This window comes from Microbacterium paraoxydans (genome assembly GCF_020524545.1).
Classification (GTDB): Bacteria; Actinomycetota; Actinomycetes; order Actinomycetales; family Microbacteriaceae; genus Microbacterium; species Microbacterium paraoxydans_C.
The window spans coordinates 45,685-71,438 of sequence record NZ_JAIVLG010000009.1; the positions used below are offsets into that span (position 1 = coordinate 45,685).

25 protein-coding genes are annotated in these 25,754 nt (G+C 68.9%); 18 read left to right on the top strand and 7 right to left on the bottom strand.

Translation table 11 applies throughout. From position 1 onward, the window contains the following. Positions 1-2: 2 nt before the first annotated feature. Positions 3-1,073: a hypothetical protein gene (locus LC041_RS15885; RefSeq protein ID WP_226534063.1), complete on the bottom strand. Its 1,071-nt coding sequence runs from the start codon at positions 1,071-1,073 to the stop codon at positions 3-5. A gap of 114 nt (positions 1,074-1,187) precedes the next feature. Between LC041_RS15885 and LC041_RS15890 the strand changes: the two genes are divergently transcribed. Then, positions 1,188-2,573 carry an ATP-dependent DNA helicase gene (locus tag LC041_RS15890; protein ID WP_226534146.1) on the top strand — a complete coding sequence of 462 codons (1,386 nt, stop codon included), beginning with the start codon at positions 1,188-1,190 and terminating at the stop codon, positions 2,571-2,573. An 11-nt stretch (positions 2,574-2,584) separates the two neighbouring features. Here the strand turns inward: LC041_RS15890 and LC041_RS15895 are convergent, their stop codons facing one another. Together LC041_RS15895 and LC041_RS15900 are read right to left on the bottom strand one after the other, a co-directional pair. Next, on the bottom strand, positions 2,585-3,232 hold the full coding sequence (locus LC041_RS15895; protein WP_226534064.1) for a biliverdin-producing heme oxygenase: 648 nt from the start codon (positions 3,230-3,232) through the stop codon (positions 2,585-2,587). Between the two features lie 82 nt (positions 3,233-3,314). Further along, positions 3,315-3,626 carry a DUF2470 domain-containing protein gene (locus LC041_RS15900; RefSeq protein ID WP_226534065.1) on the bottom strand — a complete coding sequence of 104 codons (312 nt, stop codon included), beginning with the start codon at positions 3,624-3,626 and terminating at the stop codon, positions 3,315-3,317. A gap of 97 nt (positions 3,627-3,723) precedes the next feature. On the opposite strand from LC041_RS15900, the gene LC041_RS15905 reads away from it, so the two are divergent. Further along, a complete protein-coding gene (locus tag LC041_RS15905) occupies positions 3,724-5,013 on the top strand; it encodes a serine hydrolase domain-containing protein (protein WP_226534066.1) in 1,290 nt (429 codons plus the stop codon). Between the two features lie 66 nt (positions 5,014-5,079). Beyond that, a complete protein-coding gene (locus LC041_RS15910) occupies positions 5,080-6,390 on the top strand; it encodes an FGGY family carbohydrate kinase (RefSeq protein WP_226534067.1) in 1,311 nt (436 codons plus the stop codon). Here LC041_RS15910 and LC041_RS15915 read toward each other — a convergent pair. Together LC041_RS15915 and LC041_RS15920 are read right to left on the bottom strand one after the other, a co-directional pair. Then, positions 6,387-7,040, bottom strand: a complete 654-nt coding sequence (locus tag LC041_RS15915; RefSeq protein WP_226534068.1) for a hypothetical protein — start codon at positions 7,038-7,040, stop codon at positions 6,387-6,389. The two genes, LC041_RS15910 and LC041_RS15915, sit on opposite strands and share 4 nt — an antisense overlap. After that, positions 7,040-7,990: a sugar-binding transcriptional regulator gene (locus LC041_RS15920; protein WP_226534069.1), complete on the bottom strand. Its 951-nt coding sequence runs from the start codon at positions 7,988-7,990 to the stop codon at positions 7,040-7,042. The genes LC041_RS15915 and LC041_RS15920 overlap by 1 nt, the downstream gene beginning before the upstream one ends. Positions 7,991-8,087: 97 nt before the next feature. Here LC041_RS15920 and LC041_RS15925 point away from each other — a divergent pair, with 97 nt between their 5' ends. The 3 genes from LC041_RS15925 to LC041_RS15935 are packed head-to-tail and all read left to right on the top strand — an operon-like array spanning position 8,088 to position 10,899. After that, positions 8,088-8,780, top strand: a complete 693-nt coding sequence (locus tag LC041_RS15925) for an SIS domain-containing protein (RefSeq protein WP_226534070.1) — start codon at positions 8,088-8,090, stop codon at positions 8,778-8,780. Then, complete coding sequence (xylB, locus tag LC041_RS15930) at positions 8,777-10,234, top strand: xylulokinase (protein ID WP_226534071.1); 1,458 nt, start codon at positions 8,777-8,779, stop codon at positions 10,232-10,234. The genes LC041_RS15925 and xylB overlap by 4 nt, the downstream gene beginning before the upstream one ends. 8 nt (positions 10,235-10,242) lie before the next feature. Next, positions 10,243-10,899 (top strand): transaldolase family protein, encoded by a 657-nt coding sequence (locus tag LC041_RS15935; protein ID WP_226534072.1) that lies wholly within the window; start codon positions 10,243-10,245, stop codon positions 10,897-10,899. A 26-nt stretch (positions 10,900-10,925) separates the two neighbouring features. Here the strand turns inward: LC041_RS15935 and LC041_RS15940 are convergent, their stop codons facing one another. Further along, positions 10,926-11,993 (bottom strand): LacI family DNA-binding transcriptional regulator, encoded by a 1,068-nt coding sequence (locus tag LC041_RS15940; protein ID WP_226534073.1) that lies wholly within the window; start codon positions 11,991-11,993, stop codon positions 10,926-10,928. A gap of 182 nt (positions 11,994-12,175) precedes the next feature. On the opposite strand from LC041_RS15940, the gene LC041_RS15945 reads away from it, so the two are divergent. From LC041_RS15945 to LC041_RS15980, 8 genes are all read left to right on the top strand, one after another. Continuing rightward, positions 12,176-13,231 (top strand): NAD(P)-dependent alcohol dehydrogenase, encoded by a 1,056-nt coding sequence (locus tag LC041_RS15945; protein ID WP_226534074.1) that lies wholly within the window; start codon positions 12,176-12,178, stop codon positions 13,229-13,231. Then, complete coding sequence (locus tag LC041_RS15950) at positions 13,228-14,727, top strand: sugar ABC transporter ATP-binding protein (RefSeq protein ID WP_226534075.1); 1,500 nt, start codon at positions 13,228-13,230, stop codon at positions 14,725-14,727. The genes LC041_RS15945 and LC041_RS15950 overlap by 4 nt, the downstream gene beginning before the upstream one ends. Continuing rightward, positions 14,724-15,761 carry an ABC transporter permease gene (locus LC041_RS15955; RefSeq protein ID WP_226534076.1) on the top strand — a complete coding sequence of 346 codons (1,038 nt, stop codon included), beginning with the start codon at positions 14,724-14,726 and terminating at the stop codon, positions 15,759-15,761. The genes LC041_RS15950 and LC041_RS15955 overlap by 4 nt, the downstream gene beginning before the upstream one ends. Positions 15,762-15,813: 52 nt before the next feature. Further along, positions 15,814-16,821 (top strand): sugar ABC transporter substrate-binding protein, encoded by a 1,008-nt coding sequence (locus LC041_RS15960; protein WP_226534077.1) that lies wholly within the window; start codon positions 15,814-15,816, stop codon positions 16,819-16,821. Between the two features lie 96 nt (positions 16,822-16,917). Further along, positions 16,918-17,532 carry a nucleoside/nucleotide kinase family protein gene (locus LC041_RS15965; protein ID WP_226534078.1) on the top strand — a complete coding sequence of 205 codons (615 nt, stop codon included), beginning with the start codon at positions 16,918-16,920 and terminating at the stop codon, positions 17,530-17,532. Further along, positions 17,529-18,299, top strand: a complete 771-nt coding sequence (locus tag LC041_RS15970) for an SDR family NAD(P)-dependent oxidoreductase (RefSeq protein WP_226534079.1) — start codon at positions 17,529-17,531, stop codon at positions 18,297-18,299. The genes LC041_RS15965 and LC041_RS15970 overlap by 4 nt, the downstream gene beginning before the upstream one ends. 90 nt (positions 18,300-18,389) lie before the next feature. After that, positions 18,390-19,232 carry a hypothetical protein gene (locus tag LC041_RS15975; protein ID WP_226534080.1) on the top strand — a complete coding sequence of 281 codons (843 nt, stop codon included), beginning with the start codon at positions 18,390-18,392 and terminating at the stop codon, positions 19,230-19,232. After that, positions 19,229-19,864, top strand: a complete 636-nt coding sequence (locus LC041_RS15980) for a DUF1684 domain-containing protein (RefSeq protein ID WP_226534081.1) — start codon at positions 19,229-19,231, stop codon at positions 19,862-19,864. Before LC041_RS15975 ends, LC041_RS15980 begins: the two co-directional genes overlap by 4 nt. Positions 19,865-19,884: 20 nt before the next feature. On the opposite strand, the gene LC041_RS15985 is transcribed toward LC041_RS15980, so the two are convergent. After that, a complete protein-coding gene (locus LC041_RS15985; protein ID WP_226534082.1) occupies positions 19,885-20,889 on the bottom strand; it encodes a LacI family DNA-binding transcriptional regulator in 1,005 nt (334 codons plus the stop codon). Positions 20,890-21,048: 159 nt separating this feature from the next. On the opposite strand from LC041_RS15985, the gene LC041_RS15990 reads away from it, so the two are divergent. The 4 genes from LC041_RS15990 to rhaS are packed head-to-tail and all read left to right on the top strand — an operon-like array spanning position 21,049 to position 25,732. Continuing rightward, positions 21,049-22,575, top strand: a complete 1,527-nt coding sequence (locus LC041_RS15990; protein ID WP_226534083.1) for a sugar ABC transporter ATP-binding protein — start codon at positions 21,049-21,051, stop codon at positions 22,573-22,575. A gap of 23 nt (positions 22,576-22,598) precedes the next feature. Further along, positions 22,599-23,591: an ABC transporter permease gene (locus tag LC041_RS15995; RefSeq protein WP_226534147.1), complete on the top strand. Its 993-nt coding sequence runs from the start codon at positions 22,599-22,601 to the stop codon at positions 23,589-23,591. Then, on the top strand, positions 23,588-24,643 hold the full coding sequence (locus LC041_RS16000) for an ABC transporter permease (protein ID WP_226534084.1): 1,056 nt from the start codon (positions 23,588-23,590) through the stop codon (positions 24,641-24,643). The genes LC041_RS15995 and LC041_RS16000 overlap by 4 nt, the downstream gene beginning before the upstream one ends. A 42-nt stretch (positions 24,644-24,685) precedes the next feature. Then, positions 24,686-25,732, top strand: a complete 1,047-nt coding sequence (gene rhaS, locus LC041_RS16005; protein WP_226534085.1) for a rhamnose ABC transporter substrate-binding protein — start codon at positions 24,686-24,688, stop codon at positions 25,730-25,732. Positions 25,733-25,754 lie beyond the last annotated feature (22 nt).

The following is a 25,754-nucleotide window of genomic DNA, read 5'->3' on the forward strand; positions in this document are numbered from 1 at the left end:
CGTCAGTCGACGGGGGGTTCGCCCGGGGAGCCGATCTTGATCGACGCGGAACCGTCGGGCAGGATCGCGATGGTGCCGTTGAGCTGGAACGGCACGTCTTCCGAGACGGGGTCGATCGAGCCGTCGAAGAGTGACTGGATCTCGACGTCGACGTGCGCGACGGCATCGGTCGTGGGAATCTGCCACTGTCCGCCGTCGGGGGTGACCGAGACCTCGGGCTGTGTCGCGATGGACCACTTCGGCGGCGAGGAGATGCGATTCGTGACCCGCAGGCCGAACGGGCAGGCGGTCGGCTGCAGCACGTCCTGTGTGGTGCACGCGGTGAGGAACTCCTCGACCCGCTGCTGCACGACGTCGACGAACTCGTCGGTCGGTGTCGTCTGCACGTCGAGAGGTGTGACGGCGAGCGGGGTGTCCGCGAGCACGCCGTGCCCGGAGGCCGTCGCGATCGGGGTGTCCACCGTCACGGCGTACAGTCCCGGGGTGAACACGAGCAAAGGCAGTGGCTCGAGCGTGTCGGCCTCGGCACCCGCGGCAGAGACCTGCCGTCGGTCGACCGCGAAGCCGTTCACGGCGAACTGGTCCACGCCGCGGACGGTGAGCTCGACGACGGCCAGCGGGCTCTCCGCGAAGCGCCAGTTCGGCGTGACCCCCGCCCAGCCGTCCTGCTCGACCAGGAAGGTGCTGGTGCCGGGGTGACCGCTCGCCTCGTAGCTGACGGTGACGGAGGTGCCGCCTTTCACCTGCTCCTCGGAGTCCACCTCCACCTCGGTCAGCGGCGCGAGCGCGGCGTGACGCAGCATGGCCTCGGACGCCGCGGGATCGATGCCGGACTGCTCGAGGATGTCGCGGTCGATCGCGACGCCGGGCACCCGGAGGGCATCCGCCGCGCGGCCGGAGGAGAGCAGGTCGAGGTAGCGTGTGACGAAGGCGGAGGGGCCGTAGAACTGCTGGTACAGCGTGGCGCCGCCGGCGCCGATCGCCGCGATGAGCATCAGCCCGACCACCGCGAGCATCGCAAGATCGACGCCCAGGCGCGACCGCCGGGGCGCGCTCGACCTGGCCCGCTCCATGGCGCCAGTCTAGGAGTGCGTCCTGGGGGGACGCCGAGCGTCGGCGGCCCGGCGCGGATGCCGGGACGTAGCATGGAGGGCGCCCGTCTCCCGCCCGCTGCCCCTGTGAGTGCCGTGTCCCTTCCCGCCCTGTCCGAGGAGCAGCAAGAGCTGTTCCGGCTCATCGAGGACACGGGCGAGCACGTCTTCATCACCGGTCGCGCCGGCACCGGCAAGTCGACGTTGCTGCAGCACTTCGCCTGGAACACGAAGAAGCAGATCGCCATCTGCGCCCCGACGGGCGTCGCGGCCCTCAACGTCGAGGGTCAGACCATCCACTCGCTCTTCCGTCTGCCGATCGGTTTGATCGGTGACGCCGACATCGACCAGAACGACGCGACCCGGCGCATCCTGAACGCCATCGAGACGTTGGTGATCGACGAGATCTCGATGGTCAACGCCGACCTGATGGACGCAATCGACCGTTCGTTGCGTCAGGCCAGGGGGCGCCGGGGCGAGCCCTTCGGCGGTGTACAGGTCGTCATGTTCGGCGACCCCTATCAGCTCGCCCCCGTCCCACCCCGCGGCGACGAGGCGCGCTACGTCCAGGACCACTACCGCTCGTTCTGGTTCTTCGATGCCAAGGTCTGGTCGGGTGGATCGGGGATCTCGGACCAGCAGGGGCTGTTCGAGGTCGACACCCGTGCCGAACTGCACGTGCGGGAGCTGGTGCAGATCCACCGGCAGTCCGACGACGGCTTCAAGTCGATGCTCAACGCGGTGCGCTACGGCCGCGTGACGGCGGAGATCGCGGGAGTGCTGAACACGCAGGGACGGCGCACGCCGCCCGAACCGGAGCCGGGCGAGGTGCCCATGATCACCCTGGCGACGCGCAACGACATCGTGAACAGGATCAACAGCCAGCACCTGAACGCGCTGCCCGGCAAGGAGCAGACCGCGCGGGCCGAGGTGAGCGGCGACTTCGGGCGCGGTGAAGCCGCTCTCCCCGCCGAGAGCGAACTGAAGCTGAAGGTCGGCGCGCAGGTGATGTTCCTTCGCAACGACACGGCCATGTCGGGTGAGCCGCCACGGTGGGTGAACGGCACCATCGGCACGGTGACGCGCATCCTCGGCAGCGCCGTGCGGGTCGACATCGACGGCGAGGAGGTCGACGTCGAGCCCGCCGTGTGGGAACGGTTCCGCTACGCGTACGACCAGAACACGAAGAAGCTGACCCGCGACGTGGTCGCCGAATTCACCCAGTTCCCGCTGCGCCTCGCCTGGGCGGTCACGATCCACAAGTCGCAGGGCAAGACCTACGAGCGCGCGATCATCGACCTCGGATCCGGGGCGTTCGCACCGGGTCAGACCTACGTGGCGCTGAGTCGACTGACATCGCTGGACGGCTTGTACCTGTCGCGCGATCTGCGTCCCCGAGACATCCGGGTGGATGAAGACGTGCGCCGGTTCATGCGTGACGCCTGGTTGGCGGCGTCGACGCCCGAGCTGCCGAAGACCTGACGCCGGCGCGGTCAGGCGGCCGCGCGGGCCCGGTCGAGATCCTCGAAGAGCTCGGTGTTGAAGCGGTAGGCGAGGAGCACCTCGTCGATCACCCGCTCCCGTTCGGCGTCGTCCCACGGGGCGGCGTCGAGCTGCTCGCGGTAGACGTCCTTGAACGCGGCGGGGTCGGCGATGTCGTCGAACAGGTAGAACCCGATGCCGTTCGTCTCGAAGCCGAAACGACGCGCCATCACCCGGCCGATGAAGATGCCCCCGGAGAGGTCGCCGAGGTAGCGGGTGTAGTGGTGGGCGATGAAGCCGCCCGCCCACGTGGCACCGACCTGGCGGATGCGCTCGACGTAGCGCACGGTGGTCGGCAGCGGCACGATCTGCTCGCGCCAGTCGCCACCGAGCAGGAACTCCAGGTCTGCCTCGAGGGCGGGCAGACGCGTGAGCTTGTCGCTGAGGAAGACCGCTGCCACCGGATCCTGCCGCATGCGCTCGCCCGCACCTTCGAGCGCTTCGTAGATGAAGTAGTGCTGAGCGACGAGCGAGATGTAGTCCTCGCGGGAGCCCTCGCCCTTCAGGAGATCGGACATGAAGCCGGCGGTCTCGCTGCGGGAGTGCGATCCCGACGAGCGCTCGCGCAGGGCGGCGGAGAAGGAGAGGATCTCGGGCATGTGCCTAGTGTAAGGGTTGCCTTACCTCGGAAGGAAGCCCCCTCCGCGCGAGGTCGAGCTGGGCGATGTCGTCGCGACCGGATCAGGCGTGCGGGCGGGGCTCGACCCCGAGGCGCGCGCAGGCCTGGTCGTAGAGCGCGACGACCTCGCGACGGACCGCGGGGCGATCCGCGATGGAGCCGCCGGGCCACGCGACGCGCAGTTCGGAGGGCTCGCCGTCGATGGTGATCTCCCAGACGCCTCCATCGCCGTCGAATCCGGTCATCACGGAGGCGGTGATCTCGTCGGAGCGCTCCGAGAACGCGCGGGCGATCAAGAGGTTGTCGTCGGTGTGGTCGCCGTTCATATGGCGCAGGACGGCGGCGACGACGTCGGCATCGAAGTAATGGGGCACGGTTCTCACCCTACGCGCGCCGAAAGGTGCCCGGCCCGATGCCGTCTTTCAGGAAGGTCGCTCTAGACTCGGGGGATACATCCTCGGGGGTTCCTACATGCAGCTTCTCTCGTCGCGCCGTTGGCGTGCCGCTGCGGCCAGTGCGGCCGCGCTCGCTCTCGTCCTCACCGGATGCTCCTCCGAGGAGTCCTTCAGCTACACGCCGCCGGCTCAGGTCGACGGGGCCCTGCCCGATGAAACGGTCGCGTCGATGCAGGCCGCTGTCGACAACGCGCTCCTCGCGTCCGGGGCCACCGCAGCGATCGTGGGCGTCTGGGTGCCCTGGAGCGGCAGCTGGGTCACCGCCGCGGGCACGCAGGACCGGGACGGGGGAGGGAAGGTCTCCACCGACATGTCCTTCCGCATCGCCGATGTGACACGTCTGATGACGTGCGACGTGCTCTACGCCCTCGCCGATGAGGGAACGGTCGAGCTCGACGCGAACGTCGCGGACTACGTCTCCGGTGTCGCGGACATGCGGGAGCAGGGGGTCACGCTCCTCGATCTGTGCAACGGCACCAGCGGCGCCGGCTCGTCCAAGTCGACCACGAAGACCGCGCTGATCAATACACCCGAGCGCATCTGGGCGCCGCTGGAGCTCGCGGGGTACGGACTGGCGCGCCCGCGTGTCGACCCTGGCACGGCCTTCCGCGACTCGGATGCGGGGTACCTCCTGCTCGGCCTCGCCCTCGAGCGCGCCACCGGGATGACCGCGTCCGAACTCATCGCGGAGTACGTGGCCGACCCGCTCGACCTCGCGGCCACGTCGCTCCCCGACCCTGCTCCGGCCGCTCCGGGGGCCGACCCGATGAAGGGGCACGTCCTCCCTGCGGTCGAGGGCGGATTCACCTGCGCGGCCCCCACCGACATCTCCACCCTCTCCTCGAGCTCGGGCTTCACCGATTCCGGCGCCGTATCGACCATCGAGGATCTCGGGCGCTACATCCAGGCGGAGGCGCGCCAGGCACTGCGAGGCGACGACCCGGAGCCGGACCGCTTCGGGTCACCGCTGCCGGTCAGCGAAAAGGGCCCTTCGTGGTACCAGGCAACCGGCGGTGCGTATCTCGTCGGCTCGATGGTCGGTCAGCACGGCTGGGTCCCCGGCTACGCCACCTCGGCGTACTCGGACCCGGCGACCGGGTTCACGGTCGCGGTCGTGCTGAACGACTCGACGGCGGGGTCGAAGTTCGCGCAGCAGCTCTCGTGGGAGCTCGCGGCCATCGCCTCGAAGGCGCAGGCGGCGTCCGGACAGACCGCGCCGGAGTTCGGGCTCCCCTTCACCGCGGAGCAGTATCACCAGTCGATCACCGATGGGGCGATCACGTGCGTCGAGCCGCCCGCGGAGTGACCGGCGTCTGATCCCTGCGAGGGGGCGACGATCGTCGGGCTCCGCCGGGCATGGGATGATCGCATCATGGAACTCGTGGCGGGAATCGATTCCTCGACCCAGTCCTGCAAGGTCGTCATCGCCGACGTCGAGTCCGGCGCCGTGGTCCGCGAGGGCCGTGCGCTGCACCCAGCGGGCACGGAGGTCGATCCTGAGGACTGGTGGCGAGCACTGCAGGACGCGCTCGCCGCGGCCGGAGGCCTCGACGATGTCCGAGCCTGGGCCATCAGCGGCCAGCAGCACGGCATGGTCGCCCTGGACGGCGAGGGGCGCGTCGTGCGCCCGGCGCTCCTGTGGAATGACATGCGTTCGGCGGATGCCGCCGCAGCCCTGATCGCGCAGTACGGCGCGGAGGCTCTCGCGCGGCGGACCGGTCTCGTGCCCGTCCCCTCGTTCACTCTCACCAAGGTCCGCTGGCTGCGCGAGAACGAGCCGGAGCACGCTCGCCGCGTGGGCGCTGTGGCGCTCCCGCATGACTGGCTCACCTGGCGCCTGCGCGGGTATGGACCCGGTGCACCGCTCGGCCCGGATCTCGACGAGCTCGTGACCGACAGGTCGGAGGCCTCCGGCACCGGCTACTGGACCGATGAGGGCTACGACAGGGACCTCTTCGGCGACGCGCTCGGACGGGACGCGATCCTGCCGAGAGTGCTCTCCCACGACGCCGTGGTCCACGACGCGGAAGGTCGATCCGTGGGGCCGGGGTCCGGCGACAACGCGGGGGCCGCTCTGGGTCTGGGGGCACAGGTCGGTGACGTGGTGGTCTCCATCGGCACGAGCGGGACGGTCTTCGCGACCAGCTCGCACCGGACGATCGACCCCACCGGCACCGTCGCCGGCTTCGCCGATGCCGCCGGCGGGCACCTGCCGCTCGTGGCGACGCTCAGTGCCGCGCGCGTGTTCGACACGGTCGCCGCTCTGCTCGGCGTGGACCACGAGGGGCTCAGCGTGCTCGCTCTCGCCGCCGCGCCGGGAGCGGGCGGCCTCGTGCTCGAACCCTATCTGGAGGGGGAGAGGACGCCGAACCTCCCCGATGCGACGGGAACGCTGTTCGGGTTGACGCTCGCCTCGACCACACGCGAGAACCTCGCCCGCTCCGCGTACGAGGGCGTGTTCGGCGGTCTCCTCTACGGTCTCAACGCGATCCGCGAGCTCGGGGTGCCCACTGACCGCGGCATCCTGATCGGCGGGGGCGCGCGGTCGGCTGCGGTGCGGGCGATCGCCCCCGAGATCCTCGACATCCCGATGACCGCCCCGCCCCCGGGCGAATTCGTGGCGTGGGGCATGGCGCGGCAGGCGGCGCGGACGATCGGACGGGAGCTGCCGCCCGCGGCCTAGCGAGCGTCCCGCAGTGCGGCTCGCGGGATCGACGGGTCCGCCTCGCCGCCGAGCAGATCCGCCCACGCGTCCTCACGGTCGAAGACGAGATCCGTCCCCACCACGGCCCAATCCGCTCCGGCGGTCGCGAGTGCATCGGCGTGGATGCGCCGCACACCGCCGTCGACTCCGATCCGCCGTCGCGGCGATGCGGCACGCAGCGCGGCGATCTTCTCCAGGACGCCGGAATCGAAGGCGCTGCCCGCCTGTCCCGGCACGATGGACATGCACAGCGCGGCGACATCGCCCGGCACCGCCGTGGCCGGGGTCTGCGGCGACACGGCCAGCCCCGGCAGAGCGCCGCGGCGCGCGATGCGGTCGATCGCCTGCTTCCAATCCTCGCTCTCGATGTGCACGATCACGAGGTCGCAGAACGCGGCCCAGGCGTCCACCTCCGAGGCCGTGCGATGCGCCATCACATGCGCTTCGGCAGCCAGTCCCGTCGCGGCCGCCAGCTCGGAGGCGGCGTCGGGGGAGAACCCGCCCGCCGCGGCGAAGCTGCCGTCGGTCGTGTCCCAGTGCAGGCGGGAGAGGCCGGCGTCGCGCAACCGCAGCGCCGTGGGCAGGCGGTCCGCCGGGGGAACGGACCAGAGGGATCCGGCGATCTGCATCAGCTGTCCTCCGCGAGCACGGCCTCGGCGAGCGTGTGGTCGGTGAACAGCTCGGTGATGAGCCCGACGCGTGACACGGTGCGGATCGCGTCGGCCTTGGCCGCGCCGCCGGCGACGGCGACCACGCGGGGCACCTTCTGCAGCTGCTCGTAGGAGATGTTCACGCAACGGTCCTGGAAGCCGGGGTCGACGGGCGTGCCGTCGCTCTGGATCAGGATGCCGGCGATGTCGGCGACGCATCCCTTGCTGAGCGCGTTCGCCAGATCGTCGATCGGCAGCACGTCGCGCACCTGCGACACGGGCGGATTCCAGGCGCCGACGGAGAGCAGCGCGGTCGTGACATCGGGGAACAGATCCATCGCCGAGCGGATGTCGGGGTGCCGACGAAGGCTGCGGGCGGTTTCGAGGTCGTCGACGATGAGCGGGGAGAAGATCGGGTAGACGTCGCCGCCGGAGCGTCGCGAGGTCTGGCGAACGACCTCGATGGGGGAAGAGGCGAGGTCGCCGGCCACGACGCCGGTCAGCTGCACGATCGACAGCCGGGGGAGGTGCTCGAACTGGCGGACGGTGGCCGTCAGGGTCCGACCCCAGGTGACACCCAGGACCTCGTCTTCCTGCAGGCTCTCGCTGAGGACGCGGGCGGCGGCGCCGCCGATCTGGCGGCGGACGGTGTCGTCGTCGCCGTGCGAGCGCACGACGAGGCAGCGCTCCAGCCCGAGCTTGTCCTGCAGGCGCTGGCTCAGCTCCACATCGGGCAGGCCCCAATCGTGGATCTCGATGGTGACGACACCCTCCTCGCGAGCGCGCGCGAGGAGACGTGCGACCTTGAAGCGCGAGATCCCGAGCGCCTCCGAGATCTCCACGCGCGAGCGGTCCTCGAGGTAGTGGGCACGGGCCACCGCCGCCATGAGGGCGCGCTCATGGTCCATGCCCGTCGAGACATCGCTCATTTGAGCGGCGAAATCACGAATCTGTGACATATGTGACGACTGCCTTCCTGGGGATCGGCGGATTTCCTATGCTCAAACGTACATCCAAGCATCACAGATGAGCGCGACTGAAATCATCGCGCGATTGAAGGAGCACGTGTTGACGGTCAACGAAGACATCCTGGCGGTAGCGCGCGGACGCCTGCGCGCGGAGGCGGACGCTGTGGCGGCGCTCATCGACACCGTCGACGGCTCCCTCGTCACCGCGGCGTCTCTGATCCTCTCCGGTACGGGCAAGCTCTTCATCGGCGGGTCCGGCACCTCGGGCACCGTGGCGCGACGGATGGCGCACATCCTCTCCGTGACCGGAACGCCGTCGCTGCCCTTCTCGCCCATGGACGGCCTGCACGGCGCATCGGGTGCGATCACCTCCCGCGACATCGTCCTGCTCATCTCGAACGGAGGCGCCTCCGACGAGGTCGTGCAGCTGGCCCGCATCGCCCGGGGCCGCGGGGCCAGGGTGATCTCGCTCACCCGTGCGCATGACACCCCGCTCGCACGCCTCGCGGACCACAGTGTCGCGGTGGCCGTGGACTCCTCGGCCGATATCGGCGGCATCGTCGCGACCGGCATCACCATCGCGCAGTCCGCGTGGGGCGACGCCCTGGCGGAAGTGCTCATGCGCGGTCGCGGATACACCTGGGCCGAGTTCATGACCACGCACCCGGCCGGTGCCGTGGGACGGCTGGAGGACCTTCCGGCCGATCCGCCCCGCGTCGTCGTCCCCGCCCCGGAGGAGGTCGGGCGATGATCGAGGTGGTCGCGGGAGTCGACAGCTCCACGCAGTCGTGCACGGTCGAACTCCGAGATGCCGCTTCGGGCGTGCTGATCTCCACCGGACGCGCCCCGCATCCGGTCACCCATCCGCCTGAGAGTCAGCAGGACCCGGAGTCGTGGTGGCGCGCGCTCGTCGATGCGATGGCACAGGCCCGACGTGATGTCGACGTGCGCATCATCGGTGTGAGCGTCGGCGCTCAGTGCCACGGGCTCGTCGTCTCGGACGGAGCGGACCGCGTGCTCCGCCCCGCGCGCCTGTGGAACGACACGACCTCCGGCCCGCAGGCCGCCGCCCTGCTCGAACGGCACCCCGCTTCCTGGTGGGCTCAGCAGATCGGGATCGTGCCGTCGGCGGCCATCACCGTGACGAAGCTGGCACTCCTCGCGCAGACCGAACCAGAGATCTTCGACAGCGTGCGTCAGATCTCGGTTCCCCATGACTGGCTCACCTTCCGCCTGACGCGGCGCCGGGTGACCGACCGTTCCGACGCCTCGGGAACCGGGTACTACTCCGCGGACACGGGGCGTTGGCGCACCGACATCCTCGATGACGTCGTGGCGGAGCGCGCATGGGCGCCGATGCTGCCGGAGGTGCTCGGTCCCGAAGAGGCTGCAGGACGGATCGACCCCGAGGCCGCAGCCGAGCTCGGCATCGACCCCGAGGCGGTCGTCGGCGCAGGGGGTGGGGACCAGCACCTCGCCGCGCAGGGCATCGGACTCGGCGAGGGCGACGTGGCGTACAGCCTCGGCACCTCGGGCGTGGTCTTCGCCACCACGTCCGATCCGGTCGTCGACCTCACCGGTTCCGTCGACGGCGTCGCGAACGCCACGGGCGGGTACCTCCCTCTCGTGTGCACGCTCAACGCGACCAAGGTCACCGAGACGATCGCACGTCTGCTCGGCGTCGACTACACCGAGCTCGCCGCCCTCGCCCTCGCCGCCCCACTCGATCCGGACCGGCTCGTCCTCGCCGCCTACCTCGACGGGGAGCGCTCGCCGCGTCTGCCGCAGGCGCGGGGCCTGCTGGCCGGCCTCAGCACGGCGACGACGAGGGAGGAGCTGGCACTCGCGGCCTTCGAGGGAGTCGCGTTCGGGCTGTTCCGTGGCGAGCGCGCCCTCGCAGACCTGGGCATCCCGGCGACGGGACGCACGATCGCGATCGGCGGCGGCGCGCGGTCGCACGCCTATCGACAGGTCATCGCCGACGTGACCGGGCGCGCAGTGCACACGGTGGACGCCCCGGAGGGAACGGCTCGGGGAGCGGCGATCCAGGCCGCCGCAGTGGTGCGCGGCGAGACCGTGGCGGCCGTGACCGCCGCCTGGCGCCCCGAGACGACCTCCGTCACCGAGCCGCTCGCCGACCGCTCGGACGTCTGGGACCGCTACCTCCGCCTCGCCGATCTGCAGGCCGACGGCGGAAGCTTCTAGGGGGACGCATGCTCTATCTCGACAGCGCAGACCGCGACCAGCTCGCGCCGCTCCTGGCGACGGGACTCTTCGCGGGCGTGACCACCAATCCCGCAATCCTCGCCCGCTCCGGCCTGACATCGGACGATCTGCCCGCGCTCGCCGCATGGCTGCGGTCTCAGGGAGTCACGCGCTTCTACGCACAGGCCAGTGGGTCCACGCGTGCGCAGGTGCGCGACTCGGCCTGGCGCGTCGCCGAGCTGGGCGATGACGTGGTGATCAAGCTCGTGGCGACCCAGGATGCCCTCGCCGTGGCTCACGAGCTCGCGAGCGCCGGGCGCGAGGTGCTGATCACCGCCGTCTACCACCCGGCACAGGCGTTGCTCGCCGCCGCGGCGGGGGCCACCGAGATCGCCCCCTACGTGGGCAGGGCGAGCGAGAACGGTCGTGACGGCATCGCGCTGGTCGAGCGGATCGCCCGCAGCGCGCCCGGGGTGCGCATCCTGGCCGCCAGTCTGCGCTCGCCCGACCAGGTGGCAGCCGTCGCGGCGGGCGGGGCGCACGATCTCACGCTCGCACCGACCATCGCCCGTGCGCTCTTCGACGACGAGCTCACCCTCGCGGCGAGCGCCGAGTTCGAGGACCTCGTGACGAGAGCCGTGCGTTCGGCGACGGTGCCGTCATGATCGCGGCACCGTTCGACACAACGCTCTCAGCGTCTCGGGGGTCCGCTCGTCGTCCTGATCTCGAGCGCCGTGGGCAGGAAGCGGCGTCGGGGTGTCTCCGACAGGGCGTTGCTCAGCAGAAGCTCGCCCGCGATGCGGCCCTTCTCGACGAGGGGCTGACTCACGGTGGTGAGGCCCATGCGTCCCGCTTCGGGGATGTCGTCGAAGCCGGTGATGGTCAGATCGCCCGGAACGCTCAGGCCCTGACGGCGGGCGGCCTCGAGGGCGCCGATCGCGAGCACGTCACCGAAGCAGCAGACAGCGGTGAGGTCGGGATGACGCTGAAGGAGCGAGTGCAAGGCCGCGGCGCCGGCTTCGACGGCGTTCTCGAACCTCTCCTCGACCACCAGGGGAGCGCCGCCCAGACCTTCGCGGAGGCCGGCGATCCGATTACGCTGCACCGAGTAGACCGCCTGAGTCCAGCGTTGCTCGTCGGCGGGTCCGTTGTAGCGGGCGCGTCCGAGCCGCGAGGTGATCACGCCCACCTTCCGGTGTCCGAGACCGGCCAGGTGTTCGCCGAGCTCGGCCGCGGCGGCGCGATCATCGAGACCGACCCAGTCGGCCCCGAGGTCGTCACGCGGCTCGTCGACGACCACGGTGGGAAGTCGGCGGCGGAGTGCCGCCTGCAGATGCGGATCACCCTCCGGCACCGAGTAGAAGACGAAGCCGTCGACGACGGCGCTCATCACGTTCGACACACGCGACTCGTCGATCGATGGACCGGCGGGGAGGAGCAGGAGGTTCAGGCGCGCCTCCTGCAAGGTCGTCGAGAGCCCGGCGAGCAGGGCGACGGATGCGGGGTCGGCGAGGGCGAACGGCATCTCGTCGGTGAACACGACGCCGATCGTCTCCGACTTCCCGCGCCGGAATCGCCGCGCGGCGGCGTCGGGTCCGGGGTATCCGACCGCATCGGCGGTCGCGAGCACCCGCTCACGCACATCCTCGCTGACGCGCTCGGGGTGGTTGTACACGTTCGAGATCGTGGCCGGAGACAGGCCGAGCGACCGCGCGATGCTCGTCAGCGTCGGAGGCGGCGCTCCAGGCGTCTTGGTCATCTGGTCAGCTTAGTGGATTTGACGTTTCAAGGACTAGATCGAAGCGTTGGCTCCCGAGATTTAGCACGAAATCAAAGCAGAAATGGCAATGTTGACCTCATTCGTTTTACGTTCTAATATGCAACGAGTGCGAGCCCCGAAGCTTCGCCTCACCCCGTTCTCACAGGAGAGAGAGGATTCTCATGACTGAGCTTCCGTCGAAGATGACCGCCAGTGTGCTGCGAGGGGTGAAGGATCTCGTGCTCGAAGAGCGCGCCGTTCCCGTTCCCGCCGCCGACGAGGTGCTGGTCGAGGTCGCGAGTGTCGGGGTGTGCGGCTCGGACGTGCACTACTACGAGCACGGTCGCATCGGGCCGTACATCGTCGAGAGCCCGATGGTCCTCGGCCACGAGGTGAGCGGCCGGATCGTCGCCGTGGGGTCCGAGGTCGACCCCGCCCGCATCGGGCGACGCGTCGCCATCGAGCCGCAGCGTCCCTGCCGCCGCTGCGACTTCTGCCGCGCCGGAGAGTACAACCTGTGCCCGAAGATGGAGTTCTACGCGACCCCGCCGATCGACGGCGCCTTCTGCGACTACGTGATCATCCAGGACGACTTCGCCTACGACATCCCCGATGCGATCAGCGACCACGCCGCGGCGCTCATGGAGCCGCTGTCGGTCGGCATCGCCGCATCGCAGAAGGGCGGCGTCAAGGTCGGCGACACCGTGCTGATCGCCGGCGGAGGGCCCATCGGCATCATCGCCGCCCAGGTCGCTCGCGCGTTCGGCGCGGCTGACGTCGTGATCGCCGACATCAACCCGGCGCGCCGCGAGCTGGCGGCCTCGTACGGCGTCCGCGTCGTCGATCCGGCCGCCGAGTCCACCGTCGAGCTGGAGGCCAACGTCTTCATCGATGCCTCGGGAGCGACGCCGGCGATCGTCAACGGCATCCGCTCCACGCGCGCCGGGGGAACGGTGGTCCTGGTCGGCAGCGCCGACGAGTTCCCGCTCTCGGTGCCGGAGGTCGCCATGCGCGAGCTCAACGTGACCGGAACCTTCCGCTACACCGGCACCTGGCCGATCGCCCGCGCGCTGCTGGAGTCCGGTCAGGTGGAGCTCGACTCGCTCGTCACCCACGTGTACGGGATCGAGCAGGTCGAGGAGGCGCTCTCGGGGGAGGGGGCCGTCGACTCGCTCAAGCGCATCGTGCTGCCTCGCACCCGACGGGTCGAGGAGCCTTCCGTCAGGGCCGCATCATGACCGACACGCTGCTCTCCGTCGAAGGCGTCTCGAAGTCGTTCCCGGGCGTGAAGGCCCTCGACGACGTGTCCTTCGACGTGCGCCCCGGCACCGTCCACGCCCTGTGCGGGGAGAACGGTGCCGGCAAGTCGACCCTGATGAAGATCATCAACGGGATCTATCAGCCCGACGGCGGCACGATCCGCGTGCGCGGCGAGGAGGTGCGGATCAAGAACCCGATCGACGCCCGCGCCCGCGGCATCGCGATGATCTCCCAGGAGCTCAACTACGTGCCGGGCATGACGATCGCCGAGAGCTTCTTCCTCGGCCGTCTTCCGATGAAGCTCGGCAAGGTCGATTGGCGGTTCATCCGCAGCGAAGCACGGCGCATCCTCGCCGAGGAGGGGCTGGACTTCTCGATCAACCGCCGCCTCGGCACGCTCACGGTCTCGGAGATCCAGACCCTCGAGATCCTGCGCGCCGTCTACCACAGCGCCGACGTGCTGATCATGGACGAGCCCACCTCCGCCATCGCGCACAAGGAGGTCGAATCGCTCTTCGCCAAGATCCGCGATCTGCAGGCCCAGGGCAAGTCGATCATCTACATCTCGCACAAGATGGACGAGGTCTTCGAGCTCGCCGACGACATCAGCGTCTTGCGCGACGGCACGGTCGTCAGCTCGCAGCCCGCGTCGGAGATCACCTCGAGCCAGGTCATCGCGCAGATGGTCGGCCGTGATCTCGATCACCAGTCCTACCCCAAGGAGCAGGTCGAGATCGGCGACACGGTCTTCCGCGCGACCGGGCTCTCCGCCGCTCACATGTTCGAGGACATCGACCTGCATATCCGTGCGGGGGAGATCGTCGGCCTCGCCGGTCTCATCGGCGCCGGACGCAGCGAGGTCATCCGCGCGGTGTTCGGACTCGACAAGCTCGACAGCGGCGAGATCGAGGTCGACACGCAGACCATCAGGATCAAGAACCCCACCCAGGCGATCAAGGCGGGCGTCGCGATGCTCTCCGAGGACCGCCGGCTCGTCGGCATCGTGCCGCAGCTGAGCATCATGAAGAACGCGACGCTCGCGAGTCTGCGCAAGGTGATCCGCGGTGGCTTCGCCCGGCGGCGCGAAGAGGAGCAGCTCGTCACCGAGTACTTCCAGAAGATGAACGTCAAGGCACCCAGCCTCCAGACGCGCATCGCCAATCTCAGCGGCGGCAACCAGCAGAAGGTGCTCCTCGCACGCTGGCTGATCTCCGACCCGAAGGTGCTGCTGCTCGACGAGCCCACCCGCGGCATCGACGTCGGGGCGAAGTTCGAGATCTACAAGATCATGACCGAGCTCGCCCGCCAGGGGCGCGGCATCCTCATGATCTCCTCCGAGCTCCCCGAGCTCATCGGCATGTGCGACCGCATCTACGTGATGTCGGCCGGACGCCTCACCGCGGAGCTGACGCCCGATCAGTTCTCGCAGGAAACCATCCTCACCTACGCCATGAATGAAATCGAGGTGGCATGACAATGCTCCAGACCCTGAAGAGACTCGAGGTGAACCGCTTCTCGATCTACATCATCCTGCTGGTGGTGATCGTCGCGGCGAGCTTCCTGAGCCCGAACTTCCTGAGCTCGGACAACATCTTCAACGTGCTCCGCCAGGTCGCGGTGATCACCATCCTCGCCTTCGGCGCGATGACGCTCATCATCGGCGGCATGATCGACCTCTCCGCCGGAGCCGTGATGGCTTTCGCCGGTGTCGTCTCGGTCATGGTGTACAAGTCGACCGGCAACCTGCTGCTCGCGATCCTCGCCGGCATCCTCATCGGCATGCTCTGCAACCTCGTCAACGCCTTCCTGGTCGCGACGCTCAAGACCCCGGCGTTCATCGTGACGCTGGGCATGATGCTCATGGCCCGCGGCGCTGTCCTCGAGCTGACCCAGGGCCAGAACGTCCTCCAGCTCGGAGACTTCGTCCTGATCGGCCAGGGGAACCTCGGCTGGCTGCCGATCCCGGTGCTGGTGCTGATCGGTGTCACGATCGTGATCTGGTACCTGATGAACCAGACCCGCTACGGCCGCTCGGTCTACGCGGTCGGCGGGAACGAGGAGGCGGCGCGCGCCGCAGGCATCTCCGTGGAGCGCGTGAAGTACCAGGCGTTCCTCGTCAACGGTGCGCTGGTCGGCATCGCCGGTGTCATCTTCATGTCGCGCGTCAACGCCGGACTCCCCAATGCGGGCGTCGGCTATGAGCTGCAGGCCATCACCGCCCCGATCATCGGTGGCACGAGCTTCTCCGGCGGCGTCGGAACGGTGATGGGCACCCTCGCGGGAGCACTGATCGTCGGCATCCTCGGCAACATCATGAACCTCATCGGTATCGGCTCGTACATCCAGCAGATCGTGATGGGCGCCATCATCGTGGTCGCCGTCGCCTACGACGTCTTCAGCAAGCGAGGCAAGGCGAAGACCACCATCCTCAAGTCCGACACGAAGGGCGATCCCTTCCCGGTCTCCTCTCCCTCTTCCGATCCGGGAGGCGGCCGGGTGAAAGCCTGACCTCTCCCCTCCGCACCGCTTCACCCACCCACACAGAAATCAGGAGAAGACAATGAAGAGTCTTACCCGCAGGATCATCGCGCTCGGCGCCGCAGCAGCCGCGGCGATCAGCCTCGCCGGCTGCGCCGTCACCACCGGGAACCCGGCAGGAGGCGGAGGCGGCGCCAGCGAGGACAAGGACGAGTACCGAGTCGCGTACATCGCCCGCGCCCAGGCCGACTCGTTCGCCGCATGGCTCGCCAACGAGATGAAGGCGGAGGCCGGGACCTACGACGACATCACGCTCGAGGTCTTCGACGGCCAGGCCGATGACGAGATCGAGAACAAGATGATCGAGAACGCCATCGCCAACCGCTTCGACGCCGTCATCATCCAGGCCAACAACGCCGACGCCCAGCTGCCGTACATCCAGCAGGCCATCGACGCCGGGATCGTCACCATCACCACCAACCCGCGCGTGGAGGGACTGACCGGGGGCAACTCTGTCGACGCCGATCCGTACAAGCAGGGTGCCGTGGTGGCGGAACTCGCCGTCGAGCAGATCCCCGAGGGCGCGAACGTCGTCGTCCTCAACGGTCCGGCAGGCAACTTCCACAGCACGGCTCGTCGCGACGCCTGGGAGGCGGAGTTCTTCGAGAAGCGGCCCGATGTGAACATCGTCGCCGAGGACATCGCGAACTGGAACAAGGACGAGGCCATGACCCTCATGGAGGACTGGTCGCTCGCCAACCCGCAGATCGACGCGATCATCTCGATGAACGACAACATGGCCTCGGGCGCTCTGGAAGCGGTCAAGGGCAAGGGCGGCTTCGACGGCATCCTCGCGTACGGCGTCGACGGCACCCCGGAAGCCGTGCTGCTCATCGAGGCTGGCACCATGACGGCGACCTCGCTGCAGAACGCGCGTGAGCTGGCAGAGCTCAACCTCAAGGCCGTGCACGATCTGCTCACGGGTGCCGAGGACGAGGTGAACGTCGACATCGGCAACCCGCTCATCACGAAGGACAACGTGCAGGAGTACATCGACCTGTACAAGGAGGCCGGCCTCCTCGAGCAGTGAGGCCCCTCGAACCCTGAGAAAACCGTCGTCGGGGGAGCAGGCGCCCGCCTGTTCCCCCGACGTCTGCCCGCTCGCACCAGGAAGGTGGATCCCGCGATGCGCGACCTCACCCTCGCCGACGCCCGTGACAGGGCCCGTCGGCTCGCCCGGGACGGACGTCCCTTCCTGCTGGGGATCGTCGGTCCGCCCGGGGCCGGCAAGTCGACGCTTGCCGAGGCGCTCGGCGAGCCGTCGTTCCCGATGGACGGCTTCCACTTCGCCAACGAGCACCTCGACCGCCTCGGGCTGCGCGACCGCAAGGGTGCTCCCGCCACCTTCGACGTGGACGGTTTCGCCGCCCAGCTCGCGAGGCTGCGGGCGGGGGAGGACGTGGTGGCGCCGAGGTTCGACCGCGACCTCGACGCGGCGGTCGCCGGAGCGCTCCCCTTGTGCGCTCGGGACCGTGTGGTCGTCGTCGAGGGCAACTACCTGCTGCACGACGCGGACGGGTGGGAACGCATCCGTCCGCTCCTCGACGAGGTGTGGTACCTCGACGTGCCGGAGGATCTCCGCGTGCGCCGGCTCGTCGCCCGGCACCAGTCGTTCGGCCGGCCGCACGCCGAGGCCGTGCGCTGGGCCACAGACGTCGACGGCCCCAACGCCGTCCTCATCCGCGCGACCCGGCACCGGGCCGACGCGATCATCACTCTGACCGAAGGAGACGACGCATGAGCGTCATGAACGCATTCGACCTCACCGACCGCACCGCTCTGGTGACCGGCGCCACCCGCGGCCTCGGAAGGGAGTTCGCCCGTGCGCTGGCAGAAGCCGGAGCGGACGTCGTGGTGCACGGCCGCGATGAGCAGGCCGCGAACGACGTCGTGCGCGAGATCGAGGAGCGCGGCCGTCGCGCCTGGGTCGTCCTGGGCGACCTGACAGAGCGCGCTTCCGTCGATCGCATCGCGGCCGAGGCGATCGAGGCGGCCGGCGGGAGCCTCGACATCCTCATCAACAACGCCGGTGCGTGCATCCACCGTCCGGCGCTGGAGGTGACCGATGACGAGTGGTCGCACGTGATCGACACCAACCTGACCGCGCTGTGGCGCATGTCGCAGACGGTGGGTGCGCACATGGTGGGACGCGGTTCCGGCTCGATCGTCAACGTCGGGTCGATCTCCGCGCAGATCGTCAACCGTCCTCAGTTCCAGCCCGCCTACAACGCTTCCAAGGCCGCCGTGCACCACCTGACCAAGTCGCTCGCGGCGGAGTGGGCTCCGGCGGGCGTGCGGGTCAACGCCGTCGCCCCGGGATACATCAAGACCGACATGTCGCCGGTGGACGAGCCGCGGTTCCGTCGCTTCTGGATCGAGGATTCCGCGCAGCAGCGCTACGCCATGCCGAGTGAGGTCAGCCCGTCCGTGGTGTTCCTCGCCTCCGACGCGGCGAGCTTCATGTCGGGCACCGTGCTGGTGGTCGACGGCGGCTACACCCTGTTCTGACCTGCGGAGCGGATGCCGCCGGAGGGCTCCTGGGCCTCCGGCGGCATCCGATGCAACGCGCTCCCGGCCGCGTGTGCGAGATTGGGACGGATGAAAGACGCGCCCGCACCTCCGCCCCCTCGCACCCTGCTCGTCGGCTCCGGCAGACTCGCCGCGCGTCTTGCCACACGCCTGATCGGCGACGGCGGTGACGTCTTCGCTGTGCGCCGGACCGAGGGGCCGCTGTCGCGAGGGGTGTCGGCGATCACGGCCGACGTGTCCGCCTCGGTGCCGCCACTGCCCGAGGTCGAGGCGATGGTCGTCACCCTTCCCCCGCCCGGGGAGGTCTCCGGCTACCGTGCCGCGCTGACTCGTCTCGCTCGGGCGCTGCCGGTTCCTCCTGCCCGCACCGTCTTCGTCTCGTCGACCGGGGTCTTCGACGGGGCGGGGTCCGCGCGACCGCTCACCGAGAGCGACGAGCCCGAGGAAGCGACGGACCGCTCGCGGGGGCTCCGCGATGGTGAGCGGGCCGCGATCGAGCTGTTCGACGCGACGGTCGTCCGGCCCGCCGGGATCTACGGACCGGGCCGTGAGTTCCTGCTCCGGAAGGTGCGGGAGGGGGCCGCGGTAGACCATCAGCGGCGCACGAACAGGATCCACGAGAGCGACCTCGTCCGCACGCTCGATCTTCTGGTGCGGATGGATGCTCCGCCCCGGCTCGTGCACGCGGTGGATGAGCGCCCCGCACCGCTCGGCGACGTGGTCCGCTTCATCGCGCAGGAATGGGGCGGTCAGGTGCCGCCCGACGTGGGGTCCGCAGGGCCGAGTGGCTTCGTGTACGACGGGGCTCTGCTGCGCGCCGTGCTCGGCGACCTCGAGTACCCGACCTACGAGGAGGGGTACCGGGCGATGATCGCCGACATGTCGCCCCCGACACGTAGCCTGGAGGCATGACAGCCAACGCCGCACGCACCGCCGTCGAGGTCGTCGACTGGCGCCGACGTGTCTTCGCGCTCTACGCCGCGGTGCGTCTGGCCGACTCCCCGGAAGAGGCGCACGAACTCTGGCGGATCGAGCGCGACGACCTGATGCTCCGGCATCCGGCCACCCCGCTGCTGCCTCCGGACCGCGCCCTGTTCGAGGGGTTGCCGATCGCCTCGTACGACCCGGAATGGAGGTTCGAGCTTCCGATCCTGCCCGCCGAAGCCGGCGGCTTCGACTTCGAGACCGGCACCGACGGTGTCGTGCCGTTCGAGCGCGTCGGCCGCGTCGAGATCCCCGATGCCGGGTCGCTCGATGTCTGGCGACTGGCCTCCTACGGCGGTGGTCTGTTCGTCCCCGTCCGTGACGGGCTCGCGGGGAGTCCTGGTGGCACGTACGGCGGCGGTCGCTATCTGGTCGACACGATCAAGGGCGCCGATCTCGGGTCCGATGCAGAGCGCGGCACGATCGTGCTGGACTTCAACTTCGCCTACAACCCGTCCTGCGCCTACGACCCCGCCTGGGCCTGTCCGCTTGCGCAGCCGGGCAACGTCCTGACCGCTCCGGTGCCCGTGGGAGAGAGGTATGGGACAGGGAGCGTCTGAGCCCTCTTCTCAGACCAGGTTCAGGCGTGTCGAGCAGTCGACTCCCGCACGATGAGTTCCGGCTGGAACACCACGCGCTCGGGGTTCGACTGCCCGTCCGCTTCTCGCAGCATCAGGTCGACGGCCGTGTAGCCGATGAGTTCGGCAGGCTGGCGGATCGACGAGAGCGGGACGACGGCAGCCGCGGCGAAGTCGATGTCGTCATACCCGATGAGGGCGATCTCGTCGGGCACCCGGATGCTGTTCCGCATCATGAGCGCCTGCAACACGCCCATCGCGAGCAGGTCGTTCGCGGCGAAGACGGCATCCGGTCGATCCTCCGGGGCGCGCGCGCTGAGGGCGTCGCCCGCGGTGCGACCGGCGAGCACGCTCAGCGAGTCGGTCAGAATGACTTCGAGTGAGATGCCGGCCTCACTGGCCGCCTTGCTGGCCCCTTCCAGCCGGTCGACGACTTGGCGGATGCTCATCGGACCGCCGACGAAGGCGATGCGTCGTCGACCCTGGGACGCGAGGTGCTGGACGGCGAGGTAGCCGCCGCCGACGTCGTCGACCGAGACCGAGGAGAAGGTCTCGTCGGCGACTTCGCGGTCGACGAGCACCACGCTCGTGCCGCGGTCGCGCAGGCGGCGCAGACGCGGGAGATCGTCGGCGAGGGGGGAGATGAGGAGTCCGGCGATGCGCTGCTCCTCGAACAGGTCGATGTAGGCGCGCTCGCGCTCGACCTTCTCGTCGCTGTTGCCGAGGGTGACGGTCATCCTCGCCTCGGCGGCGCGTTCCTCCGCTCCCCGCGCGATATCGGTGAAGAACGGGTTGCGAACATCGAGCACCACGAGGCCGATCGAACGGCTGCGGCCGGCCCTGAGCTGCCGGGCCGCATCGTTGCGCACGAAGCCGAGCTCTTCGATGGCCGCTGTGACACGTTCCACGGTGGCCGGGGAGACCTTGTCCGGGTGATTCAGCACATTCGACACGGTCCCCACGGAGACGGATGCGGCGAGAGCGACATCTCGAACACTGACGACCACGGCGCTTCCTTTCGGCGGGACCCGTGAAACCTGTCCCTGAAACGTACCATCGCCTGTTCCATGACTTGACAGTCAGACTCCGAGGGTCGTAGTTTACAGATGCGCAATATTTTAAAACGATTCAATCCGCAGGAACGCTCTGCAGTTTAGGTCCGATCAATGACGATTCCCTCAGGGGCTCCAGGCTCTCCGCCGGCGCTCGAACTCCGCGACATCCGAAAGTCCTTCGGCGCGGTGGTCGCGCTCCGCTCCGGGACTCTTTCGGTCGACGGTGGATCCATCCACGCTCTGGTCGGCGAGAACGGCGCGGGCAAGTCCACCCTCGTGAAGATCGTCGCCGGACTGTATCAGCGCGACGACGGCATCTTCCGTTTCCACGGAGAAGACGTCGACTTCACCTCGACCGCGCAGTCCAAGGGCGCGGGCGTCGCCGTGATCTACCAGGAGCCGACGCTCTTCCCCGACCTGTCCGTCACCGAGAACATCTTCATGGGCCGCCAGCCCACGGGGCGCTTCGGACGCATCGATCGCAAGGCCATGCGGCACGAGGTCGAGCGTCTGTTCACCCGACTCGGCGTGACGATCGATCCCGACCGTCCGGCGGAAGGTCTGTCGATCGCCGACCAGCAGGTCATCGAGATCGCCAAGGCCGTCTCCCTCGACGCGAGCCTGCTCGTCATGGATGAGCCGACGGCCGCGCTGTCCGGCGTCGAAGTCGATCGTCTCTTCACGATCGCGCGGAGCCTTCGCGACGAGGGGCGCGCGCTCATCTTCATCTCGCACCGCTTCGACGAGGTGTTCGCCCTCTGCGACACGGTCACGGTCATGCGCGACGGCGCCTACATCGCCACCAGCGCGATCGCGGACACCTCGGTGGAGGAGATCGTTCACCAGATGGTCGGCCGGGAGGTGACCGAGCTGTTCCCGAAACAGGAGACCACCGTCGGCGCTCCGCTCCTCGAAGTCGAGAACCTCACCAGTCCCGGTGTCTTCCACGACATCTCCTTCACCGTGCGGGCGGGAGAGATCGTGGGGCTTGCCGGTCTGGTCGGCGCGGGGCGCAGCGAGGTGGCTCGTGCGGTCTTCGGGGTCGATCCCTATCGCGAGGGCAGCGTCACGATGGAGGGCGTGCGTATCCCGCGCGGGCGTCCCACCGACGCCATGCGTGCCGGCCTCGCACTCGTGCCGGAAGACCGCCGCAAGCAGGGACTCGTGATCGAGTCCGGCGTCGGCGGCAACATCACCCTTTCGATCCGTCGCCAGCTCGCGAAGCTGGGCTTGCTCACCACCGGCATCGAGAACCGCGCCGCCCGAGAGTGGGCGACCAGGCTCGAGGTCAAGACTCACGCCCTCGACACCGTCGCCGCCACGCTCTCCGGCGGCAACCAGCAGAAAGTCGTCCTCGCCAAGTGGCTCGCCACGCAGCCGAGGGTTCTCATCATCGATGAGCCCACCCGGGGGATCGATGTCGGGACCAAGTCCGAGGTGCACCGGCTGCTCTCGGAGCTCGCGGGGAAGGGCATGGGAGTCCTCATGATCTCGTCCGAACTCCCGGAGGTGCTGGGCATGGCCGACCGCGTCCTCGTCATGCGCGAGGGGCGGATCACCGCAGAGATCGCCCGCTCGGAGGCAACGTCCGAGAACGTCATGTACGCCGCGACGCACGCATCGGAGCTTCCCTCGTGACCACCGCAATCCCCGTCTCCTCGATGACGAAGAGGCTCTCCGCGCTCGGCAGGGCACGGGAGTTCGGCATCCTGCTCGCCCTGGTGCTCGTGATCGTGGCCGCCACGACGAACAACTCGAACTTCCTGTTCAGCCCCGACGGCTGGCGCGACCTGCTGCTCACACCGTCGATCCTCGTGCTCGTCGCGGTCGGGCAGGCGATCGTCCTCATCACGCGCAACGTCGATCTCTCGGTCGGCTCGGTCATGGGGCTCACCGCCTACCTCACCGGTCGCCTGTTCATCGACGTCCCCGGGATCCCGATCGTGATCGTCGTGGTGGCCGCCGTCGTGTTCGGAGCGCTTCTCGGACTCGTCAACGGTGCCCTGGTCGCCTTCGCCAAGGTGCCCGCGATGGTGATCACCCTCGGCACGCTCTACGCCTACCGTGGCATCAACGTGCTCTGGACCGGCAGCGACCGGGTGAACGCCTCGGACATGCCGAAGGACTTCCTGGCCCTCGGCACCGGGCAGCTCGTCGGAATCCCGATCCTCACGATGGTGGCCTTCATCGTCCTCGCCGGCGCCGCCTGGTACATGAAGAACACGCGAGGCGGCCGTGAGTACTACGCGATCGGCTCCGATCCTGCTGCCGCGGAGCTGTACGGCCTCCGTGTCACTCGCCGTGTGCTGACCGCGTTCGTCGTCTCCGGTGCCCTCGCCGGTCTCGCCGGCGTGTTCTATGCCGCCCGCTACGGCACCATCAACTCGCAGGCCGGGGCCGGGTGGGAGCTCGACGCGGTCGGGGCAGCCGTGATCGGGGGCGTCGCGATCACGGGCGGCATCGGCTCCGTGTGGGGCGCGGCGATCGGTGCTGTGCTGCTGCTCACCATCAACCGGGCTCTCCCGATCCTCGGTATCCCCGACTTCTGGCAGCGCGCCGTCGTCGGCCTCCTGATCATCGGCGCGATCGTGCTCGACCGCGTCCTCGCCGTCCGCCAGAAACGTCGGCTCATCGAAGCGAGGGACCAGTCATGACCGCCGCGACCACGACGACCGCGACCACCCGGGTCATCCGCGCCTTCGACAAGCCGCTGTGGCGACGCGTCCTTCTCACCAGAGAGATGGCGATCGTCGCCCTGCTCGTCCTCGTCGTCATCGTGTCCGCGAGCACCGTCCGCGGCTTCGGCCAGCCGATCACGCTCACCTACCTGCTCCTCGACATCGCCCCGATCCTGCTGATCGCCCTGCCGATGACGCTCGTGATGATCACCGGTGAGATCGACCTGTCGGTGGGCAGCATGGTCGGCCTCTCCAGCGTCGTCACCGGAGCGCTGGTACAGGGAGGGATCCCGTTCGAGGTCGCCGCCCTTGCGGCACTGTTCGTCGGCCTTGTCGGCGGAGCCTTCAACGGATTCCTCGTGACCGTGGTCGGTCTGCCGTCGCTCGCCGTCACCATCGGGACGCTGGCGTTGTTCCGAGGCCTCGCCGTCGGCATTCTCGGCACGGCGGCGGTCACGGAGTTCCCGGAGTTCTGGACCGACCTCGCCAAGGCGAAGATCGCGGGCACGACGGTTCCTGTGGTCATGATCCCGTTCCTCGTCCTGCTGGTGGGCTTCATCCTGCTGCTGCACTACACGCCGTTCGGTCGTGGCGTCTACGCGATCGGTCTCGCGAAGGACGCCGCCCGCTTCTCCGGCGTGCACGTCGAGCGGACGAAGTTCATCCTCTTCGCGCTCTCCGGACTCGTCGCCGCATTCGCCGGGGTGTTCTACACGCTCCGCTACGGCAGCGCCCGCGGTGACAACGCCACCGGCCTGGAGCTCCAAGTGATCGCCGCCGTCGTCCTCGGCGGAGTGTCGGTGTTCGGCGGGCGGGGCAAGATCTACGGTGTCGTCGCCGCAGCGCTCCTCATCGGCTCGCTCGCCAGCGCGCTGCGTCTGATGAATGTGACCTCCGATGTGATCAACATCATCACCGGTGCCCTGCTGGTCGTCTCCGTGGTGGCCGCCAGCCTCCTCGCCTGGCTGCAGAAGACCCGACGCAGACCAGGACGCTCAACCACCGGCGCCACCTCCACAGCTTCATGACGCCGACGCCGCAGTCGCGGCACCTCACGAAAGGAAAGAACAATGATGTTTGCACGTAAGCGTGTGACCGCATTCGCCGCCCTCGCGGTGGCCGCAGCGGTCGCCCTGTCCGGATGCGCGAGCACCGGCGGGGACGACGGCGGCGACGGCGGCGACGGCGGCAGCGGCGGTGACGCCAACCTCGCCGTCACCTTCCTGCCCAAGAACCTCGGAAACCCCTACTTCGACACGTCGAGCAAGGGCGGCAAGGCAGCCGTCGATGAGTTCGGCGGCACCTTCGCCGAGGTCGGACCGGCCGAGGCCACCCCCGACGCCCAGGTCAGCTACATCAACACGGCCACGCAGCAGGGCGTCGGAGCCCTCGTCGTCTCGGCGAACGACCCGAAGGCGATCTGCGACGCGCTGAACGAAGCGCGCGATGCCGGCGTGAAGGTCGTCACCTTCGACTCCGACACCAACCCGGAGTGCCGCGACGTCTTCATCAACCAGGCGGATTCCGAGGGCATCGCGAAGGTGCAGGTCGACCAGATCGCGGAGCAGATCGGCGGTGCCGGTGAGATCGCGATCCTCTCGGCCTCGGCGAACGCGACGAATCAGAACGCGTGGATCGACCTGATGAAGGAGTACCTCGCCAGCGACTACCCCGACATCACTCTCGTCGAGACCGTCTATGGTGACGACGACGACCAGACGTCGTTCGACAAGACCGCGGCGCTCTTGCAGACCCACCCCGACCTGAAGGGGATCATCTCGCCCACGACGGTCGGCATCGCCGCGGCGGCCCGCTACCTGTCCACTTCGGACTACAAGGGCAAGGTCTCGCTGACCGGCCTCGGCACCCCGAACCAGATGCGCGAGTACGTCGAAGACGGCACCGTCACCTCCTTCGCTCTGTGGAACCCGGAGGACCTGGGCTACCTCGCGGCCTTCGCGGCCCAGGCGCTCATCGAGGGCGACATCACCGGCGAGAAGGGCGACACTTTCACGGCGGGCGAGCTCGGCGAGTACACGGTCGGAGACGACGGAGTCGTGCTGCTCGGCGACCCGTTCGTGTTCGACGCCGACAACATCGGCGAGTTCGACTTCTGAGCGAATCGAGCGCCCGGTCGGC